18 protein-coding genes are annotated in these 17,698 nt (G+C 67.4%); 10 read left to right on the top strand and 8 right to left on the bottom strand.

Going from position 1 to position 17,698, the window contains the following annotated elements:
- Window positions 1-79 precede the first annotated feature (79 nt).
- Entirely contained in the window at window positions 80-565 is a 486-nt protein-coding gene (locus tag LF262_RS16105; RefSeq protein ID WP_235781421.1) for a cupredoxin domain-containing protein, read from the top strand.
- Between the two features lie 68 nt (window positions 566-633).
- Window positions 634-1,089, top strand: a complete 456-nt coding sequence (locus LF262_RS16110) for a hypothetical protein (RefSeq protein ID WP_235781422.1) — start codon at window positions 634-636, stop codon at window positions 1,087-1,089.
- 75 nt (window positions 1,090-1,164) lie between these two features.
- Here the strand turns inward: LF262_RS16110 and LF262_RS16115 are convergent, their stop codons facing one another.
- The gene (locus tag LF262_RS16115; protein WP_235781423.1) at window positions 1,165-1,743 is read right to left on the bottom strand and encodes a TetR/AcrR family transcriptional regulator; all 579 of its coding nucleotides are present in this window, start codon (window positions 1,741-1,743) and stop codon (window positions 1,165-1,167) included.
- A 198-nt stretch (window positions 1,744-1,941) separates the two neighbouring features.
- Here LF262_RS16115 and LF262_RS16120 point away from each other — a divergent pair, with 198 nt between their 5' ends.
- Together LF262_RS16120 and LF262_RS16125 are read left to right on the top strand one after the other, a co-directional pair.
- Entirely contained in the window at window positions 1,942-2,526 is a 585-nt protein-coding gene (locus LF262_RS16120) for a sigma-70 family RNA polymerase sigma factor (RefSeq protein WP_235781424.1), read from the top strand.
- A gap of 190 nt (window positions 2,527-2,716) precedes the next feature.
- Window positions 2,717-3,496, top strand: coding sequence for an isocitrate lyase/PEP mutase family protein (locus tag LF262_RS16125; protein ID WP_235781425.1), 780 nt, complete (start codon window positions 2,717-2,719; stop codon window positions 3,494-3,496).
- A 49-nt stretch (window positions 3,497-3,545) separates the two neighbouring features.
- Here the strand turns inward: LF262_RS16125 and LF262_RS16130 are convergent, their stop codons facing one another.
- Complete coding sequence (locus LF262_RS16130; RefSeq protein ID WP_235781426.1) at window positions 3,546-4,733, bottom strand: TerC family protein; 1,188 nt, start codon at window positions 4,731-4,733, stop codon at window positions 3,546-3,548.
- A gap of 220 nt (window positions 4,734-4,953) precedes the next feature.
- On the opposite strand from LF262_RS16130, the gene LF262_RS16135 reads away from it, so the two are divergent.
- On the top strand, window positions 4,954-5,970 hold the full coding sequence (locus LF262_RS16135) for a ribokinase (protein ID WP_235781427.1): 1,017 nt from the start codon (window positions 4,954-4,956) through the stop codon (window positions 5,968-5,970).
- Window positions 5,971-5,978: 8 nt separating this feature from the next.
- On the opposite strand, the gene LF262_RS16140 is transcribed toward LF262_RS16135, so the two are convergent.
- Window positions 5,979-7,511: an HNH endonuclease signature motif containing protein gene (locus LF262_RS16140; RefSeq protein WP_235781428.1), complete on the bottom strand. Its 1,533-nt coding sequence runs from the start codon at window positions 7,509-7,511 to the stop codon at window positions 5,979-5,981.
- A 267-nt stretch (window positions 7,512-7,778) separates the two neighbouring features.
- On the opposite strand from LF262_RS16140, the gene fbaA reads away from it, so the two are divergent.
- Entirely contained in the window at window positions 7,779-8,801 is a 1,023-nt protein-coding gene (gene fbaA, locus LF262_RS16145) for a class II fructose-bisphosphate aldolase (RefSeq protein WP_235781429.1), read from the top strand.
- The gene (locus LF262_RS16150) at window positions 8,798-9,226 is read left to right on the top strand and encodes a DUF3151 domain-containing protein (protein WP_235781430.1); all 429 of its coding nucleotides are present in this window, start codon (window positions 8,798-8,800) and stop codon (window positions 9,224-9,226) included. Before fbaA ends, LF262_RS16150 begins: the two co-directional genes overlap by 4 nt.
- A gap of 84 nt (window positions 9,227-9,310) precedes the next feature.
- Here the strand turns inward: LF262_RS16150 and LF262_RS16155 are convergent, their stop codons facing one another.
- The 4 genes from LF262_RS16155 to LF262_RS16170 all read right to left on the bottom strand — a co-directional run bounded on the left by LF262_RS16155 (window position 9,311) and on the right by LF262_RS16170 (window position 14,124).
- Complete coding sequence (locus tag LF262_RS16155; protein WP_235781431.1) at window positions 9,311-10,624, bottom strand: MFS transporter; 1,314 nt, start codon at window positions 10,622-10,624, stop codon at window positions 9,311-9,313.
- A gap of 172 nt (window positions 10,625-10,796) precedes the next feature.
- Window positions 10,797-12,032, bottom strand: a complete 1,236-nt coding sequence (locus LF262_RS16160) for an NAD(P)/FAD-dependent oxidoreductase (RefSeq protein ID WP_235781432.1) — start codon at window positions 12,030-12,032, stop codon at window positions 10,797-10,799.
- On the bottom strand, window positions 12,029-12,385 hold the full coding sequence (locus LF262_RS16165; protein WP_235781433.1) for a non-heme iron oxygenase ferredoxin subunit: 357 nt from the start codon (window positions 12,383-12,385) through the stop codon (window positions 12,029-12,031). Before LF262_RS16165 ends, LF262_RS16160 begins: the two co-directional genes overlap by 4 nt.
- A 14-nt stretch (window positions 12,386-12,399) precedes the next feature.
- On the bottom strand, window positions 12,400-14,124 hold the full coding sequence (locus LF262_RS16170) for an alpha-amylase family protein (protein WP_235781434.1): 1,725 nt from the start codon (window positions 14,122-14,124) through the stop codon (window positions 12,400-12,402).
- Window positions 14,125-14,198: 74 nt separating this feature from the next.
- Here LF262_RS16170 and LF262_RS16175 point away from each other — a divergent pair, with 74 nt between their 5' ends.
- On the top strand, window positions 14,199-15,266 hold the full coding sequence (locus LF262_RS16175; RefSeq protein ID WP_235781435.1) for an Lrp/AsnC family transcriptional regulator: 1,068 nt from the start codon (window positions 14,199-14,201) through the stop codon (window positions 15,264-15,266).
- A gap of 6 nt (window positions 15,267-15,272) precedes the next feature.
- Here LF262_RS16175 and LF262_RS16180 read toward each other — a convergent pair whose 3' ends face one another.
- Window positions 15,273-15,734 (bottom strand): MarR family winged helix-turn-helix transcriptional regulator, encoded by a 462-nt coding sequence (locus LF262_RS16180; protein ID WP_235781436.1) that lies wholly within the window; start codon window positions 15,732-15,734, stop codon window positions 15,273-15,275.
- 116 nt (window positions 15,735-15,850) lie between these two features.
- On the opposite strand from LF262_RS16180, the gene LF262_RS16185 reads away from it, so the two are divergent.
- Window positions 15,851-16,792 carry an SDR family NAD(P)-dependent oxidoreductase gene (locus LF262_RS16185; RefSeq protein ID WP_235781437.1) on the top strand — a complete coding sequence of 314 codons (942 nt, stop codon included), beginning with the start codon at window positions 15,851-15,853 and terminating at the stop codon, window positions 16,790-16,792.
- A 2-nt stretch (window positions 16,793-16,794) separates the two neighbouring features.
- Window positions 16,795-17,697, top strand: coding sequence for an amidohydrolase family protein (locus tag LF262_RS16190; protein ID WP_235781438.1), 903 nt, complete (start codon window positions 16,795-16,797; stop codon window positions 17,695-17,697).
- Window position 17,698: the final 1 nt, after the last annotated feature.

A 17,698-nucleotide genomic window follows, 5' to 3' on the forward strand; every position in this document is an offset into this window, starting at 1 on the left:
CTAAACCCGGCCGGCGGCCCGGTGGCAGGGGGAAACCCGGCTTCGGGGCCTCCGCCCGCTCCTGGAAGAGGAAAACGCCATGAAGACCACCACGACCCGCCAGCGTCTCGCCCTCGCCCTGATAGGTGCCGCCACGATCATCGGGGCCAGCGCCTGCGGCGCCGGGACAGGTTCTCCGGCAGCGCCCTCAACGGTGGCCGGACCGGCGGGCGCGTCCATGGACCCGGGCATGAGCATGAGCCCTTCCCCGAGTGCATCGTCGACCCCGTCATCCACCTCATCGTCCATGGGGGCCACGGGCGGGTCCACCGGCGCGACAGCGGAGGCGACGATCCACATCAAATCCTTCGCCTACACCGGCCCGGACAGCGTCCCAGCCGGGGCGAGCGTGACCGTGATGAACATGGACAACGCAGCCCACACCGTCACCGCTGACGACGGCTCCTTCGACGCCGTCGTCAAAGCAGGGACCACCACCACATTCACCGCCCCCGCAAAACCCGGCACCTACACCTACCACTGCAGCTACCACTCCAACATGCACGGAACCCTGACCGTCAAATGACGCGGCTCCCCCACCGCTGTTCCGGTTCCGCCCCGCGGGCCGCAGCGGACTGGGTTCTGCGGATTCTGATGACGGCGGCCCTCGGCGTGGAAGCCGTCGTGCACTTCCAGTTGTCCCCCGGCTACCAGGGCGCAGCCCCCGACGGGATCGGGCAAGGGAACCTGTTCATCACCGAAGCGTCCGCAGCGGTCATCGCCGGCCTGTACATCCTCCTGCGGGGCAGCCGACCGGCGTGGCTACTGGCCCTCGCGGTCACCGGCGGGGGCCTGGCGGCCCTGCTGCTCTACCGTTACGTGGACATCCCCGCATTCGGGCCCCTCCCGGCCATGTACGAACCCGTCTGGTACCCCGAAAAAACCCTCACGGCCTGGGCCGAAGCCGGCGGAGTCCTCCTCGCCGGTACCGCGCTGACACTCCATCGGCGGATGCCACTCCCTCGTCGCCGCCGCCACAGCACCCGTCAGGGCCCGGTCAGACGTAAACAAGAACCGGCCGCCCCACCAGAACCACCCCGGGTCATTTGACGGGAAGGTGAGGAGCGGGCGGGACGCCACGCCCCCCTCCGCCAAGGAGCCCGGGACCATCGGCCCCTCGGACGGCTAGGGTGCCCGTGACGCGGCCAGCGTTGAGGCCGCGGGTGCAAGGGCGGCATCGATGAGGACTTCTGCCGCGGCACGCGCCTGGTGGGCCGATTCCGCGCTTCCGGCAATCGCAGCGGTCGTCAGTGCGCCCTCAGCGAGGATCGCCAGTTGCGGGGCAAGTGTCTCCGGTGCCCCGATGCCGGTCGCGACGCAGGCCAGGTACTCCTGGAACTCCTTCTTCTGGGCACGGACAATTGCAGGAATGCGCCCGGAAATCCCTCCGAGTTCACCAAAAGAGTTGATGAAGGCGCACCCCCGGAACCCCTCGGAGGTGAACCACCCGGCCAGGAAATCAAAGACGGCCAGCAATCGTTCCCTAGGCACCTGCGTTGACTCCACCTGCGCCCTGAGATTCGCCTCCCAGGTATCGCGCCAGCTGTGTAGGACCTCTTCAATGATGTCTTCCTTGGACGGGAAGAGCCGGTACAGACGCTTAAGTGAGACCCCTGTGACCGCGCGCAGCTCATCCATTCCCACGGCAGTGAATCCCCGGGCATAAAACAACGGGCTGACGGCTTCTACGATCATCGCCCGCATCACCGCATCCTCGGCAGGGCCGCAGCCCGGGTCAGCGTATTCGTCAGTCACAGCCCTCGCTTCTTCCGGTTCGCTTGCGTGAACGACGCATGGTCCCTATTGTAGGCGAAGGACAGAGAACGGTCGTTCTCTCGGTGGATTCGACGGTTGGTTCTCTCCGTGGCCCATTCGGGGCCTGCACTTGAAGGTGAAGGCACCATGGACACGAAGGACCGCTACGCCCCCGCCCCTGGAGAACCAGCGACGTATCTGGCCGTCTTATTGCAGGAAACCGGGCAGGGATGCGACAAGGCTTTCACGGAGTTCTACCGGCGCACCTCACGCCGGGTGTTCGGGGCAGTGCGCCGTGTGGTCGTCGATAACGGCCTCAGCGAGGAGGTGACCCAGGAAGTCTTCATTCTGGTTTGGCAGGACGCGTCCAAATACAATCCTGCGCTGGGAAGCCCAACCGCCTGGCTGTTGACGATCGCCCACCGCAAGGCTGTGGATAAGGTCCGCTCGCACCAAAGAAGTACCAGCCGTGACGCACGATGGGCTACCGCCTCCTGGGCCCGCCCCTATGACGAGGTTGCAACTTCCTTCCTAGACCGGATGGAAGTCCTGCAACTCATGGACTCACTGGCAGCATTATCACCGCTGCAACGCGAAGCGATTGTCCTCGCATATTTCGGCCCCCTAACCTACCGTGAGGTCGCCGACAAGCTCTCAGAACCGCTGCCCACGATCAAGTCCAGGATCCGGGATGGTTTGAAACAACTCCGAGAACAACTCGAACCCGCCTGAGGCTGCGAGCCGCCGCGGCCTCGCTCCGTTCGAGGACCCGCGGTCGATCATGAGACCTGCATTGCCGCCAATAACACTGACCGCCACCCGGTCCCCGCTGGCACGGCATGCTCTGGACCCACGCCGCGGAGGTCAACGAGATCCTCCTCGGCTTCCTTGCCGAGTAAGAGACAGAAAACGGAGAACAAGAATGACCAGAGCGAGCACATTCGAGCGGGCGCAGCAGTTGAAAGCGCTGCACCAGGCCCCGGAGATACTGCGGGTTGTCAACGTGTGGGATGCCATCAGCGCCGCAACAGTCGCGACGCTACTTGAGAGCAAAGCAATTGCGACGGCGGGCCACTCCATCGCCGCCGCCCACGGCTACCCTGACGGCACGATGCCTTCGGACATAGCGCTGGCCGGGATCAAAACAATCGTGGACGCGGTTGACCTCCCCGTCACGGCCGATCTTGATGATGGTTACGACAATCCGGCTGAGACGATCCGCAGGGCTATCGGGTTCGGCGTTGTTGGCGCCAACGTTGAAGACCGGCTCCGGCCGTTGGATGAAGCAGTCACCCGTGTGCGCGCCATCATGGCTGCCGCGAACGACGAAGGCATCGCGTTTCAGTTGAACGCACGCACGGATGCGATTGCACGGGGCGGTGACCGGCCCATCAAGGACAGCATCGAAGACGCCGTCACCCGTGGCCGCGCGTTCCTTGACGCCGGTGCCGCACTGGTCTTCGTCCCGGGAGCACTCACCCGCCAGGTCATCGAACCCTTGGTCGAAGGACTTGGGAGCGGAAAGCTCTCGGTCATCGGCGCGCCGGGCGCCCTTCCTGCAGCCGAACTGCAGGAACTCGGAGTAGCCCGGGTCTCCTACGGCCCCTTCACCCAGCGTGTCGCCCTGCGTGCACTTCGCGACCTCGCCACCGACCTGTACGGGACGGGCGTTCTCCCCGCCGACACCCCGCCCCTGAATTAGGAACAAACCAAGCCCGCGGGGGTTGTCCAAGAGTCGATGGCCGTGCTGGTCAGCGCGCGAGGAAATCCGCATGCCTCGTGTGCGCCTCGGCGACCTTGGCGCGGATCTCCTCGATGTCCTTGACCTTGTCGCGATACTTTTTGTCCATCGTGAGGATGTCCTTCTCTTCGTCGACGAGCTCCCGGTAGACGCGCTCGCGCTCGGTGGGATCGGCGGTGTACTCGAGGTCGAGGTAGTTCTCCGCATGGCGGCGCGCGTTGTTGACCGCGGCGTGCGCCTTGCCGGCCTTGCTGTACAGCGAGGCGAGGATCGTGACGAGGAGGACGCCGATGATCACCGTCAGGGACAGCCCCGTGGTGATCTCGAAGACTGGCACGTGGTCGCCGCTGTTGATGAACGGGAGGTTGTTCTCGTGCAGTGCGTGCAGGCCGAGCTTGACGCCGATGAACGCGAGGATCGCGGCCAGACCGTAGGAGAGGTAGATCAGGCGGTCCAGCAGGCCGTCGAGGAGGAAGAACAGCTGGCGCAGGCCCATGAGCGAGAATGCGGTAGCGGTGAACACGACGTACGCGTTCTGCGTGAGGCCGAAGATCGCAGGTATCGAGTCAAGGGCGAACAGGAGGTCTGTCCCGCCGATCGCCACCATGACGAGCAGCATCGGGGTCAGGACGCGCTTGCCGTTCTCCACCGTGAAGAGCCTGTCGCCGTCGTAGTGCTGCGAGGTGCGCAGGAACCTGCGCGCCAAGCGGATGATGAAGTTGTCCGCCTCCTCGTCGCTGGAGTCCTCGCCCTTGAGCAGGTTGCCCGCAGTGATCAGCAGGATGAGGGCGAAGATGTAGAAGACCCACGAGAACGCGCTGATGAGGGCCACCCCGGCGAAGATGAAGGCCGTGCGGGCGATCAGGGCGAACACGATGCCGAAGAGCAGCACCTTCTGCTGGTCCTCACGGGGAACCCTGAAGCTCGCCATGATGACGAGGAACACGAACAGGTTGTCCACGGAGAGGGCCTTCTCCGTGATGAATCCGGCGAAGTACTCGCTGCCCATCGCGGGCCCGCCGAACAGGAGGACGAGGATCCCGAACACGACCGCGGCGCCCACGTAGATTGACGACCAGATGGCCGCTTCCTTGAGCGTGGGAACGTGGGCCTTGCGGATGTGGAAGAAGTAGTCGAAGGCCAGAAGGCCCAGGATCACCACGATGGTGAGGCCCCAGACGAGGGGTGAGACGGACATATTCGTGTCCCTTTCGCAGGTAGGCGATATCGCCACAAGTCTCTCCACCACCCTTGAACCTGGATGGCCGCTGCACCCGGCCGGGCTCCGGCGCCCGACGTGCTGACGTGTGCAGCGCTTGGGATACTCCCCTGCGCTTCCCCCAGCCTACCGTTGAGCTGGGAGACCAGCAAAAGTTACCCTCGCCTCTCTGCTGGGCGGGGACCCTAGGATGGCTCGCATGGACGCCAGCCTCGTGGTGGTCGGTTCGCTCAACGCCGATCTCGTCTTCAGTGCCGAGCGCATGCCTGGGCCGGGGGAGACGGTTGCTGGCACGGGATTCGCCGTCCATCCGGGCGGAAAGAGTGCGAATCAAGCCGTTGCGGCTGCACGGCTCGGGGCAGCTGTGCGCCTCGTCGGTGCTGTGGGGGACGACGAGCACGGGACGATGCTGCGTGCTGCGGTCCATGCCGCTGGAGTCGACGCCGCGGGGGTGCGTACGGTGCCAGACGTGCGCACCGGAGTTGCTGGCATCACCGTCGACGCCCACGGTGAGAACAGCATCGTGATCGTGCCCGGGGCGAACGCACTGCTCTCTCCCACTGATGTTGGTGCAGCCTCTGACAATGGCGTGTTCGACGGCGCCGCGGCCGTGTGCCTCTGCTTCGAAGTGCGCCGGGACACGGTGCTCGCCGCGGCGCGGGCGGCCCGCGCCGCAGGGGCGACCGTCATCCTGAACCCCTCCCCGTACGCCGCGGTCCCGGCCGATCTCGCGGAGTGCGTCGACGTGCTCATCGTCAACGCGTACGAGGCAGGCCAGATGCTCGGGCGGGAGGGGGCCAGCGACGAGCTTGGCGGGGACAGGCTCCACGGGGACGAGCCGGACTGGCCCGCACTTCGGGCAGCGTTCGCCCTGCTCGGGTTCGAGCGGGTCATCGTAACCCTCGGCGCGCGCGGCTCGGTGGTCCTCGATACGTGCCTCGGGGCTGACCCTGACTCGGCCCTTCAGGCCGCCCCTCGCCTCGGGGCCGCCGTACACGCGCCGGTCACCCGCATCGAGCCGACCGTCGTGGACGCTGTCGACACAACCGGAGCCGGGGATGCCTTCTTCGGCGCCGTCGCGACGAGGATTGCGGCCGGCGACAGCCTCCAGGACGCCGCCCGCTTCGCCTCGTGCGCCGCAGCCCTGGCGACAACGCGGCACGGCGCGCAAGCGGCATGCCCGACCGCGAGTGAGGTCGACGCGCTCCTAGCATAAGGGCCGTTTCAGAACGGCGGCGGTTCTCCAGCGTCGGATTGTTCCGGGGGCGGCTGTGGGTGTTGCAGGAGTTCCCGTCGGTCCGCTGGCTGCGGCTCCTCGCGCGATTCGAGGGGCAGGACGAGGGTTCGTGGCCCGAGGATGTGGTCACGGTCGAGGGCCTCGGCTGGGCAGGTGTTGCCGAGGAGTGTCTCCCAGACGAGCTCGCCGCTGACCGTCTGGCCGGTGACCATCTGGTTGTCGCCGGAGGTCTTCTTGCCTGCCGACTCTTTGGCGGCCTCGCGCCGAAGGCGGAACAGGGCCAGCGACTTGAGCGCATGGTGCTTCCGGCACAGCAGAGCCAGGTTGTCCGGGTCGGTGGTGCCGCCGTCCTGCCATTCGATCGTGTGATCGACCTCGGCACGCTGGGCAGGGCAGGTGCACCCGGGGACGACGCAGGTTCCATCCCGGAACAGGATGAACCTCCTGAACGCCTCGGGTGGCCGGTAGGCAGTGCGGCCGAGTCCAACGGGTGTTCCGGCCTCATCCGTCAGGAGCCGCTTCCACGTGGGTGCAGCGGCCGCGAGCCTGCGTGCCGTCTCGGCGTCGATGACTCCGAAGCCGTCGAGGAGTGCGACGTCGTCGGAAGCGCCCAGGGCCACTGCGGCCGGGATATGCACCACGATCTCGGCCGTGATCCTGTCGTCGAATCCCTCTGGGATCCTGCCAGTCCCAGCGGCGTAGGGAGCGGGAACATTGGCGGAGGTGCCCAGCGGTAGCGCGAGGTGGGCGAACACATCGGCACGGAGTTGTGGAAGTGTCCTGTACTCGCCCACGGCTCGATGGGCCGCCCGGGCCATCGAGCCAATGTGCTGATATGCGGCATGCGCGGCCTCTGCAGGCAGCAGGGCCGTGAGCGTGCACATGCCGTCCTCCTCGGGGCGTAGCCAGACGCCGCGGTCTTCGCGGGCCTTGGCGCGGCGGCGGACGATCGACTCGGGATGCAGCCGCTCCCGCAGGTCCCGGACAACGGTGCGAAGCTCGCTGGGGGTCCGCAGGCGCCCCTTCCGGGTCCGGATGCGCGCGAGCGCCTCGATGCCGAACGCCTCCCCGGCCTGCTCTGGCAGCGAACAGGCCTGCTCGACGAGGACTCGGGCGTGGGCCTCCGTGATGTCCCCTGAGGCGAGGGCTTCATGGATGGCTGGGTGCATGTTGACGAGCAAGGTCGAGAAGTTCAGCGCGCGGGCAGCCACGGCCTCTGACGTCCCCTGGAGCGTCGCAAGCTCGGAGACCGCCGCCGCATGGGCGATTTCCCCGTTCAGCCGGGTGGGCTGGCCGTCGCGCCCCGCGAGCGGTTCCTCGGCGATCTGCTGGGCGTGTCGGTCTGAGAGGACGGCGCGCATGCTCGCGCTGTAGGCGTCGAAGTCGGCGAAGGCCCGTAGAGCGTCGGCGACGCCCTGCGGGGTGTCGAGCGCTCTTTCATCGAGCCTGAGTGTGCCGCGCAGGACGTCGGGATGCCGGGATGCAAATGAGAGGTCATCCAACGCGGTTGCTGCGTCCATGCCCACTCACCTCCCCCGTACGGTTAGCCGCTCTCCTTATCGAAGGTATATATCAGTATCGATGGAGTCAAGTCTCCAGAACCACAGAGATATTCGAAGATCGTTTTGATCGTTTTGCGATGGTGACTCTCGGCCGCGGACGGCGGGCGAGCGCCGTCGTCATCTGTGTAAGCCACCGAGCCCGCCATGGCAGGGCTCGCTAGGATGGGAAGTGGCCCTTACACGCGACCCGCGTGAACCCACCGAGCCATGCCGAGGAGCACTCAAATGCCTATCGCCACCCCCGAGAAGTACGTAGAGATGATCGACTCCGCCAAGGCCGGAGGCTACGCGTTCCCTGCGGTAAATGTGACCTCGTCGCAGACGCTGAACGCTGCGATCCGGGGATTCGCCGAGGCTGGCTCGGATGGGATCGTCCAGGTTTCCACCGGCGGGGCGGCGTACTGGTCTGGAGCGTCGGTCAAGGACATGGTCGCAGGCTCGCTCGGCTTCGCGGCGTTCGCGCGCGAGGTCGCCAAGAACTATGACGTGAACATCGCCCTCCACACGGACCACTGCCCCCAGGACAAGCTCGACGGCTTCGTCCTGCCGCTGCTGGCCGCCTCGGAGGAGGAGGTTAAGGCCGGACGCAGCCCGTTCTTCAACTCGCACATGTGGGACGGCTCGGCCGAGACCTTGGAGGAGAACCTGCGCATCGCCAAGGAGCTCCTGCCCCGCACCTCCGCCGCGAAGATGATCCTCGAGGTGGAGATCGGCGCCGTGGGCGGCGAGGAGGATGGCGTGGAGAACGCCATCAACGAGAAGCTCTACTCCACCGTTGCCGACGGCCTCGCTACCGTTGAGGCCCTCGGCACCGGTGAGAATGGCCGGTACATCACGGCGCTGACCTTCGGGAACGTCCACGGCGTGTACAAGCCGGGCAACGTCAAGCTGCGCCCGGAGATCCTCAAGGACATCCAGGCCGAGGTGGGGTCGAAGGTGGGCAAGGACCGCCCGTTCGACCTCGTGTTCCACGGCGGCTCCGGCTCGAGCGAGCAGGAGATCGCGGACGCCGTCTCCTACGGCGTGATCAAGATGAACATCGACACCGACACCCAGTACGCGTTCACGCGCCCGGTGGCCGGGCACATGTTCTCCAACTATGACGGCGTGCTCAAGGTCGACGGTGAGGTGGGCAACAAGAAGACCTACGACCCGCGTGTCTGGGGCGCCCTGGCCGAGAAGAACATGGCGGCCCGCGTCGTCGAGGCTACCCAGCAGCTCGGCTCCGCAGGCAAGACGATCAAGTGAGCAACCCCCTCCACGCCAACCTGCTCGGTCCGGAGCCCACCCGGCTCCCCGCCGAGACGGAGGTCCTCCGTGGGCTGGCCCTCGGCGAATCAGCCGAGGAACTTGTCGAGGACTACCCGCAGTCCTCTCTGCTCTGGGCCATCCTGGCGGACGAGGCGTGGGCACAGGGCCGCACGATCGAGTCCTACGCCTATGCGCGCGTGGGCTACCACCGAGGCCTCGACGCCCTCCGCAAGAACGGCTGGCGCGGGGCGGGCCCGGTCCTCTGGGAACACGAGCCGAACCGGGGCTTCCTCCGTTCGCTCTACGCCCTCGGTAGGGCCGCAGCGGCAATCCGCGAGCCCGGCGAGCCCGAGCGGATCGACGAGTTCCTCACGAGCTCCGATCCCAGTGCGAAGGCAGCGATCGAGGCCCTGCTCGGCTGAGTGCCGCTGCTCAAGGGGCTGACGCACGACGGCGCACGGCCGGCTTCCACAGGGAGGCCGGCCGCGCGCCGTGCGCGTCTCAGGTCAGGCAGCGACTGAAGCGGAGGCCCGGCGTCGCGCGTCCCGGAACACGATGACCACGAGCAGTGCCGCCGAGGCCAGGGCAGCTCCTCCGAACAGGAGGAAGTTCATCGACGGAGGCACCGTCTTGCTCGCGAGCAGGAGCCCGGACAGCTGTGGTGCGAGCACCGCGCCGATGCGGCCCACGCCCAGCGCCCAGCCGAGCGCGGTGCCCCGCAGCTCGCCCGGGTAGTGGGAGGCGATGGCGCCGATCACGAGGGACTGGGTTCCGTGCGTCCCGACACCCGCGAGGACGAGGGCGCCGTAGATGAAGGCCGTGCTCGAGGCCGGCGTCACGAGGAGCGCCACGAGCGCGATCCCCGCGAGGGCAGCGGCGATGACGGAGACCTTGACTGTGCCGAATTTGTCACCGGCCCACGCGGTGATGATCGAGCCGGCGACAGCGCCGAGGTTCAGCGCGATCGTGAATGTCAGCGCCGGGCCGAGGTCGGAGCCGGACTCACGCATGATCTTCGGCAGCTGGGTCCCGAGCCCGTACCACGCGAAGAGCGTGAACAGCGTGGAGGCAGCGAACAGCACTGAGAGCCAGCCGAAGCCTCCGCGGAAGAGGGCCGCGAAGCCGGTGCGCGCCGTCGTCTGCCCTGGTGCCTGCCCTGGTGCCTGCTCGGCCGGCGAGACCGCTGCGGCCGCCCGAGGCGAGCCGAGGGTCTCCGGGAAGTAGCGCAGGCCCAGCGGCACCAACGCTGCCAGCGGGATGATGGCGAGGAGGAACATGGACTGCCATCCGAACGCCGGGATCATCCAGAGGCCCAGGAGGGCCGCGGCGGTTCCGCCGATCGGCACCCCGGACATCATGAGGGTGGCCATCGATCCCCGCCACTTGGCGGGGATGAGCTCCGCGGCCATGGCGTTGGCCGAGGGAACGAGGCCGCCCAGCCCGAGCCCGGCCACGAGGCGAAGTGCAGCGAAGGCGATGGCGCCCGGAGCGAATGCGCACAGGACGGTCGCGACGGAGAAGATCACAGCGGACAGGATGATCGCCTTGCGGCGGCCCCAGGAATCAGAGAGACGGCCCGCGAAGACCGCGCCGAGCATCATGCCGACGAACGCCATGGATCCGATGGTTCCGGCTGAGGCGGCGTTGAGGCCCCAGCCCGTGGACTCGATGAGGTTGTTCTGCACGGTGCCGTAGACGATGAGGTCGTAGCCGTCGAACACGACCATGGCCCAGCAGATGGCCACGGCGATGATGGCCTTGCGGCGGCTGGGTCCCGACGCTGGGCCCTGGCTGGTGGGTGCGGCTTCATTGCCGGACACGCGGGGGGTAACGCTAGATGACATGTTCTCTATGGTGTGGTCTGCATCTCAATGGTGACCACAAAATTCTGTCTTGCAGAATCTACCCGCTATTCATATGCCCAATGCGGCCCAAAACACGGTGAACTAGAGGTGATGGACGACACATATTCTGTCAGACAGAATAAAGCGGTCAGCGAGCGAGCTTGCGCGGATCCACGGAGGGATCGGCCAAGCGCTCGGGATCGGGGACCATGCCCCGATCGATGATGCGCCGCGCTGCACGGATGACGAGCGGTTGGTCGACGGCGGCGCAGCCGAGCAGGTGCCCGTCGGCAGCGATGAGGAAGCTCGCCTCCGGGACGCCGGCGGCCTCCCTCAGCACCATCCGGGACCCGGGTGCGCTGCGAGGGTCGAGGGAGCCGACGGCCTCGGCATGGACGCCGTATCGGTCCGACCAAAACCACGGCGCACCGAACTCCTCAGGCTCCTCGCCGAGCATCCCCGCCGCCGCCGTCTGGCCCGAGCGGACCGCCGCCTCCCAGTGCTCGGCGCGGCGCACGGGTTCGCGCACGACGCCGCCCACTCGCCTCGTGCGGGTGGCGTCGCCGGCCGCGAACACGGCGGGGTGCGAGGTTGCGCCGTCAGGGCCGACGAGGATGCCGTCGTCGAGGTCGAGGCCGGCTGCCCCGGCGAGGGCAGTGTCTGGACGTATGCCGATGGCCGTCAGAACGACGTCCGCGGCCACGGCGGAGCCGTCGGCTAGACGGACTAGGCATGCGGGCCCCGGCGCGGCCCCGTTGGCCCTGATCTCCGCCGGCACCCCGACCACCGTCCGCACGCCATGCTCGGCGTGCATCGCGTGGAGGCGGCCGGCGAGGGCCTCGCCCAACGCCGGGACGAGAGGCGTTGCCACTGGGTCGATGAGCGTCGCCTCGGCGCCCCGGGCCGCGGCAGCCGAGGCGACCTCGGCCCCGATGAGGCCCGCGCCCACCACCGTGATCCGGGCACCCGGGACAAGCACACGCCGGAGCGCGTCCGAGTCAGCGCGCGAGCGGAGCACGTGGGTTTGCTCGCCACCGGGGATCGCCAGCCGGCGTGGAGTGCCGCCCGTCGTGAGGAGGATGCGGTAGGCGGCGAGGCGATGGCCGCCGTCGAGCGTCAGGGCCGGGCGCTCACCGGTGAGGTCAAGGGCGTCCGCGCGTGAGGCGACCACCTCGACGTCGTGCTCCGCGTACCAGAATTCCGGCGCCAACAGGATCTTCTCGCCATCCTCGGTGCCGAGGAGGTACCCCTTGCTCAGCGGCGGGCGGTCGTAGGGCAGGCCCTCGGGCGAGACGATGACGAGCTCTCCGTCGTAGCCGCGCGCGCGGAGCTCCTGGGCGGCGCTGAAGCCTGCCACTCCGCCGCCGACGATTGCGATGGTCACTGTGCGCAGGCGTCCGGATCGGCGTCCACGCCGGGGAAGAGCACGATCTGGCCATCGCGGACCTCGACCTTGTGCGTATGCGTGTCCTCGGTGGCGGGGAGGCACAGGACCTTGCCGGTGCGGAGGCTGAAGCTCGAGGAGTGCAGCGGGCACTCTACCGTCTCGCCCTCGATCCAGCCCTCCGCGAGGGAGGCCTCCTCGTGGGTGCACATGTCATTGAGCGCGAAGAAGCAGCCCGTCTCGGCGTGGAAGACCGCGATGGCGTCGCTGAATCCTGATTCTTCCGGCTCCACGACCTTGGCTGTGCCCTCTTCGATCTCGTCCGTGCCGCCGACCACGATTCCTTCGCTCATGGCATCCACTCTAGCTAGAGCATGCGCCGCTGCCCCGGGAGCTGGACGCGCAGCCACATGTGGCCATACCCCTCGAGACTGACCTCCACCTCGCCGTCCTCTGGCACCGGAATGTCCTCCTTCGGCGCGGTGCCCGAGCCGAGGAGATCGAGCAGCACGGCATCGCGCCAGCCGTCGACGCGGCCCGATGGTCCGAGGGGCGGCGCTCCGAGCGAGAGGCGGACAGTGGCCCCCTCGGGGGAGAGGTTGTGCACCGCAAGCATGCTTGCGTCATCCCACGTGTGCAGGTAGGCGACGACGGAATGGACCGGCTGGTCGATGATGCGGCACTCACCCCACCCGAGCTCGGGGCACTCACGGTAGCGCTGCGCGAGGAAGCGGATGAAGTTCAGGAGGGAATCCGCGTCCCGGCGGGCATCGGCGACGTTGACGTTCTCCGGCCCGTAGTCGCCGTCCGGGATCCGGCTCACCAGCTTCTCGGATGGAGCGCTGGAGAACCCGGCGTTCGCTCCCGACGTCCACTGCATGGGGGTGCGCACCGCCATCCGGCCCTCGGCCGCGAGGTCCTCGCCCATCCCGATCTCCTCGCCGTAGAACAGGACGGGCGTGCCGGGAAGGGTGAACAGGAGCGAGTAGATGAGGCGGATGCGGCGCTGGTCCCCGCCGAACATGGGCGGGATCCGCCGCTTGAGCCCGCGCCCGTAGATCTGCATCCCGGGTTCGGGGCCGAAAGCCGCGAAGACCTCCCCGCGCTCGTCCTCGCTGAGCCTGTCCAGAGTCAACTCATCGTGGTTCCGCACAAAAGTGGCCCACTGGCAGTCCGGCGGGAGTGGGGGCCGGGACTGCAGCGCCCTGATGATGGGGCGCGCATCCTCACGGGCCATGGCCAGGTAGACGTTCTGCATGAGCTCGAAGTCGAACATCATGGTCAGCTCGTCGCCCTCCGGGCCTCCGAAGTAGTCGAGCTGTTCCTTGTACGGCAGATTCACCTCGCCCAGCAGGACCGCATCCCCCGCACGGCGGCCCGTGAACCTGCGCAGTGCCTTGAGGTAGTCGTGGCTGCTGTGGATCCCCCTGAGCTCATCCTGCGGTACTCCCTCGAGCGAGAGGAAGAACGGCACGGCATCCACGCGGAAGCCGCTGATTCCCAGGTGCAGCCAGAAGCCGACCGCCTTCGCGATCTCGTCCCGGACCTTCGGATTCGCAATGTTGAGGTCCGGCTGCTCCTTGTAGAAGTGGTGCAGATACCACTCGCCACTGACCTCGTCGAAGGCCCAGATCGAGGTCTCCTGGCCCGGGAACGCCACCTGCTTAGAGGTGTCTGGCGGAGGGTCGGAGCGCCACACGTAGAAGTCTCGGAAGGGGTTGTCCTTCGAGGACCGGGCGGCCCTGAACCACGGATGCTGGTCGGAGGTGTGGTTGACCACGAGGTCGATGACAACGCGCAGGCCGCGGTCCTGGGCCATGCGGAGGAACTCCACGAGGTCCCCGTGGTGGCCGAGGCGGGGGTCGATCCCGAAGAAGTCCGTGATGTCGTAGCCATCGTCCCGGTGCGGTGTCGGATAGAAGGGCATGAGCCACACGCAGGTGACGCCGAGTTCCCGCAGGTAGTCGACGCGCTCTGCCAGACCAGCCAGATCGCCGCAGCCGTCACCGTTCGCGTCGTAGAACGTCTCGATGTCCAGGCAGTAGATGACCCCCGTCTTCCACCAGAGATCGGACGTGGCCGTGATCCGCATGGCACTGGATTTCCCCGCCCAGGCGTTCGGGAAACGGGCGGTGAGCTTCCCGCCCAAGGATGAACCGTGACTAGGTGACTGCGATCGCGGGTAATTCTGGGGCGAAGCTGTGGGCGGCCTATGGCGCCTGGCTCCTTGAAAGGATGGTGGCCATGCTCGACGACCTAGACCGGCAGATCACCGCTGCGCTCATCCGCAACGGCAGAGCCTCATGGCGGCAGATCGCCGAGGTCCTCGGCCAGCAGGAGCGCACGGTGGCACGCCGCGGCAAGAGGCTCCTTGCGAGCGGAGAGGTGCGCGTGCATGCCCTCGCCAACCCCACCGTTGTGGGGGAGAACGACGCGTTCCTGCTCCGCGTCTTCGCCAGGCCATCGGCCGTGCGGCCCATCGGCGAGTGGCTTGCCCAGCGCGAGGACGTACTGTGGGCCAGTGCGCTCGCCGGTGCGAGCGAGTGTGTGGCTGAGGTCTTCGTTCCGATCGAGCGTATCGGGGCACTCCTGTACGAAGAGCTCGCCGCGGTGGACGGCGTGGACGGCTTCACGGTGGAGCCGCTCGTGCGGTACTACAGGACCGTCTCCGGGTGGCGTCCCGACGTGCTCGAGCCCGAGCAGTACCAGGCACTCGCGGTGGATGAGGATGCAGCCCTCGCGAGCCAGCGCAGGCGCCCGGACCGGGCGGTCCTCGATGAGTCCAATGCTGCGCTCGTAGGCCTCCTGCGGGGGCGCGGACGGGCCACCCTTGAGGAACTGTCTGCCGGCGTTGGCGCCTCGAAGGCGACTGTCGGCCGGCGCCTCGATGCCCTGATCCGCTCTGGGGCACTGTTCGTCCGCGCGGTCCTGGATCCAGCCACCCTCGGCTACCCGGTCGAGTCACTCCTTGACCTCACCTGCGCCCCGGGGAGCCGTGACGCGGTCGGCGCGACGGTCGCCGCGCTCCCCACGACACGCTGGTCAGCGGGGACGGGAGAACGGGTCCTCGTGCAGTCGGCCGTGGCCGGGCTCCCCGAGCTCGGGGAGCTGTTCGAGCGGCTCCATGCCCACGACGGCATCCGGAGCATCCGGTCATCGCTCTATGCGGAGATCTACAAGCGCAGTAGCACGGTCTACGCTGGCGGCATACTTCCGCCGGCGGAGCAGTCGTAGCGCGGGCTAGGCCCAGAGGGCCTTGCGCAGGAGTTCGCGGAGGGTCGCAAGCTCGCCTGGTGCGAGCGGGGCGTACTGTGCGGCTTCGGAGGCCCTGACCGCGGTCTCCGCCTCGGCGTGCAGCCGCTCGCCGGCGCGAGTGGCGAGGACGATCTTCTGCCGTCGGTCCGTACGGCCCTGCTCGCGAGTGACGAGCTTGCGCTTCTCGAGCTCGTCCACGAGCGCCACGATCTGGCTCGGATCGAGGCTCAGGAAGTCCGCGAGCTCTCGTTGGGTCGGCTCGAGCCCGCTGCACGCGAGCCGGAGCACCGAGTACGAGCGTTCGCGCAGCTCGAAGGCAGCCAGCGCACGGTTGTTGAGCGACGATCCCACGGCGTGGACCTTCGCGAGGAGAAGCCCGATATCGTCAGCTATCTCGGCCGCCGCAAGCCGTGGTGTCTCCGCTTCCACGTTGTTCTGAACACTCACGAGGCCGCCTCCAAACATGCTGAGATTCAATCATTGACAATTTCAATGATCCAGTATCTCATGGACTGTGACAAGGGTCTCACGGATGAGGCCGGACATCACCTCGAGGAGCACGCATGAGCCTGGCAGGCAAGGTAGCAGTCGTCACTGGAAGCGGACAGGGCCTGGGCCTGGCGTACGCTCGGGAACTCGCGCGGCAGGGTGCTGCCGTCGTCATCAACGACGTCAACGAGGAGACCGCGGCCGCCGCGGTGGCCCAGATCGAGGCCGACGGCGGCCGTGCGACCGCCGTCGTCGTCCCCGTCGGCAGTACTGAGGCCGCGAAGGCGCTCGTGGACGGCGCGGTGAACGCGTTCGGCCGCCTCGACATCCTTGTCACCAACGCAGGCATCCTGCGCGACAAGAGCCTGCTGAAGATGACGGACGAGGACTTCGACCTCGTAATCAACGTTCACCTCAAAGGAACGTTCACGTGCGTCCGCGAGGCGTACGCCTACTTCAAGGCGAACGGCATCGCCGGCCGCATCATCACGATCGGCTCCCCGACCGGCCAGCGCGGAAACTTCGGCCAGACCAACTATGCCGCAGCCAAGGCCGGCATCGTGGGCATGGTGCGCACGTGGGCGCTGGAGATGAAGAAGGCCGGCGTGACGGTCAACGCCGTCATCCCCGTCGCTGCGACGGCGATGACCAAGACCGTCCCGTACTTCGCCAAGGCAGTCGAGGCCGACGAGCGCGGCGAGACGATGCCGGCCTTCTTCCGCCACGACCTTGGATTCGGGACGGCCGACGACGTCGCGGGCCTGATCGCGTACCTCGCCTCCGACGAGGCATCGGGCATCACTGGACAGGCGATCGGCGCAGGCGGCGACCGCCTCCAGGTCTGGACCCACCCCGAGCCGGCGACGACGGACTACCGCGAGGGCGGCTGGACCTACGGGGCCCTCCAGGAGCAGGGCGCCGCGCTCATCGGGGAGCACCTGCAGAGCGTGGGCGAGGAGTTCCTCCCGCTGCCGGCCGAGCTCCAGCCGCAGGAGCAGAACGCCGGGACCCGCTGACCATGGCACGCTACGAACTCGGCATCGAGGCCGGGAAGCTCGACGCGATCGACATGCACGTGCATGTCGAGATCGACGGCCATGGCCACTGCTCCCTGCCTGACGACCTCAATGAGGCGTCCTCGAAGTACTTCAAGGCCGAGGACCGGCACCCGACTCTGGAGAAGATCGCGGACACGTACCGCGGGCTGAACATGGCCGCCGTGGTCTTCACCGTCGATGCCCGCACCGCCCTGAAGCACGAGCCCAACTCGATCGAGGACCTCATCGCCGGCGCCGCCGAGCACAACGATGTCCTCATCCCGTTCGGCTCCGTGGACCCGCGCACCGGCGAGGACGCGATCTCCCGGGCAAAGCACCAGGCCCTCGGGCTCGGCGCCCGTGGCTTCAAGTTCCACCCGTCCCTGCAGGGCTTCGACCCCTCCAGCGAGGAGTTCTACCCCCTGTGGGGAGCCCTGGAGGAGCTTGGCCTTCCGGCCATCTTCCACACCGGCCAGAACGGCATGGGGGCGGGCCTGCCCGGCGGGCACGGCATCAAGCTGCGCTACTCGAACCCGCTGCTGCTCGACGACGTCGCGGCGGACTTCCCGGGCCTCACCGTCATCATGGCCCACCCCTCAGTGCCGTGGCAGGAGGAGGCGATCTCGATCGCAACCCACAAGTCGAACGTGTTCATCGACCTCTCGGGCTGGTCGCCGAAGTACTTCCCGGAGTCCCTCGTCAAGGCCTCGAACTCAGTGCTGCAGGACAAGGTCCTCTTCGGCACCGACTTCCCGCTCATCACCCCGGCGAAATGGCTCGGCGCGTTCGAGGACCTCCCGATCAAGGACGAGGTCCGGCCCAAGATCCTCAAGGGCAACGCCGTGAAGCTCCTCGGGCTGGCCACAGGCGAAGGGGGTCGCTGAG

The organism is Sinomonas notoginsengisoli (assembly GCF_021554725.1).
GTDB classification, from domain to species: domain Bacteria; phylum Actinomycetota; class Actinomycetes; order Actinomycetales; family Micrococcaceae; genus Sinomonas; species Sinomonas notoginsengisoli.

Bases quoted from the DNA above. Each gene is read 5' to 3' on its own strand.
- LF262_RS16105 (WP_235781421.1), top strand. From the start codon at position 80: ATGAAGACCACCACGACCCGCCAGCGTCTCGCCCTCGCCCTGATAGGT.
- LF262_RS16110 (WP_235781422.1), top strand. From the start codon at position 634: ATGACGGCGGCCCTCGGCGTGGAAGCCGTCGTGCACTTCCAGTTGTCC.
- LF262_RS16115 (WP_235781423.1), bottom strand. From the start codon at position 1,743: ATGCGGGCGATGATCGTAGAAGCCGTCAGCCCGTTGTTTTATGCCCGG.
- LF262_RS16120 (WP_235781424.1), top strand. From the start codon at position 1,942: ATGGACACGAAGGACCGCTACGCCCCCGCCCCTGGAGAACCAGCGACG.
- LF262_RS16125 (WP_235781425.1), top strand. From the start codon at position 2,717: ATGACCAGAGCGAGCACATTCGAGCGGGCGCAGCAGTTGAAAGCGCTG.
- LF262_RS16130 (WP_235781426.1), bottom strand. From the start codon at position 4,733: ATGTCCGTCTCACCCCTCGTCTGGGGCCTCACCATCGTGGTGATCCTG.
- LF262_RS16135 (WP_235781427.1), top strand. From the start codon at position 4,954: ATGGACGCCAGCCTCGTGGTGGTCGGTTCGCTCAACGCCGATCTCGTC.
- LF262_RS16140 (WP_235781428.1), bottom strand. From the start codon at position 7,511: ATGGACGCAGCAACCGCGTTGGATGACCTCTCATTTGCATCCCGGCAT.
- fbaA (WP_235781429.1), top strand. From the start codon at position 7,779: ATGCCTATCGCCACCCCCGAGAAGTACGTAGAGATGATCGACTCCGCC.
- LF262_RS16165 (WP_235781433.1), bottom strand. From the start codon at position 12,385: ATGAGCGAAGGAATCGTGGTCGGCGGCACGGACGAGATCGAAGAGGGC.
- LF262_RS16170 (WP_235781434.1), bottom strand. From the start codon at position 14,124: ATGCGGATCACGGCCACGTCCGATCTCTGGTGGAAGACGGGGGTCATC.
- LF262_RS16185 (WP_235781437.1), top strand. From the start codon at position 15,851: ATGAGCCTGGCAGGCAAGGTAGCAGTCGTCACTGGAAGCGGACAGGGC.
- LF262_RS16190 (WP_235781438.1), top strand. From the start codon at position 16,795: ATGGCACGCTACGAACTCGGCATCGAGGCCGGGAAGCTCGACGCGATC.